The 1,089-nt window shown below is 68.4% G+C and carries 1 protein-coding gene; it reads right to left on the reverse strand.

Features of this window, described 5'->3' with window-relative positions:
• On the reverse strand, positions 1 to 1,089 hold a 1,089-nt coding region (locus HHL15_RS26175), incomplete at both ends, for a VCBS domain-containing protein (protein WP_169148698.1).

Raw genomic sequence — 1,089 nt, forward strand, 5'->3', positions numbered from 1 at the left:
GGTGGGGCCGTCGTTGGTGCCGATCACGGTGAGAGTGACGGTGGTCGGGGTGCCGTCAGCGCTCTTGACGGTGAACACCTCGGTCCGGGTCTCGCCTTCCTTGAGGGCCTGGACGACGGGGTTGGCGTTGTCGAGGGTGTAGGCCCAGTTGCCGGCGGTGTCGACGGAGAAGCTGCCGTAGGTGCCGGGGGCGCCGGTCTGAGCCTGGAAGACGGCTTCGCCGGCATCCGGGTCGGTGATGGAGAGGACGCCGGAGGCGGTGGTCTGGGCCGGGGTGTCTTCCTTGACGGTGCCCGTGCCGGTGCCGAGCTGGGCGTCATCGGGCAGCGGATTGACCGTGATGGTGGCGATGGCGGTGGAGGTGCCGCCCTTGCCGTCGGAGATGGTGTAGCTCACCTCGACCGGGCCATTGAAGTTGGGTGCCGGGTTGAAGGTGAGGGTGCCATCGGGATTGACGGTGACGCTGCCCTTGGCGGGATCGACGCTGGCGCCGGTGACGGTGAGGGTGTCGCCATCCGGGTCGGTGTCGTTGCCGAGGACCGGGAAGGTGACGGGGGTGTCCTCGTCGGTGCTGGCGCTGTCCGGAACGGCGGTGGGGCCGTCGTTGGTGCCGATCACGGTGAGGGTGACGGTGGTCGGGGTGCCGTCAGCGCTCTTGACGGTGAAGACCTCGGTCTTGGTCTCGCCTTCCTTGAGGGCCTGGACGACGGGGTTGGCGTTGTCGAGGGTGTAGGCCCAGTTGCCGGTGGTGTCGACGGAGAAGCTGCCGTAGGTGCCGGATGCGTTGGTCTGGGGCTGGAAGACGGCTTCGCCGGCATCCGGGTCGGTGATGGAGAGGACGCCGGAGGCGGTGGTCTGGGCCGGGGTGTCTTCCTTGACGGTGCCCGTGCCGGTGCCGAGCTGGGCGTCATCGGGCAGCGGATTGACCGTGATGGTGGCGATGGCGGTGGAGGTGCCGCCCTTGCCGTCGGAGATGGTGTAGCTCACCTCGACCGGGCCATTGAAGTTGGGTGCCGGGTTGAAGGTGAGGGTGCCATCGGGATTGACGGTGACGCTGCCCTTGGCGGGATCGACGCTGGCGCCGGTGAC

Source organism: Zoogloea dura (assembly GCF_012927165.1).
In the GTDB taxonomy this organism is placed as follows: domain Bacteria; phylum Pseudomonadota; class Gammaproteobacteria; order Burkholderiales; family Rhodocyclaceae; genus Zoogloea; species Zoogloea dura.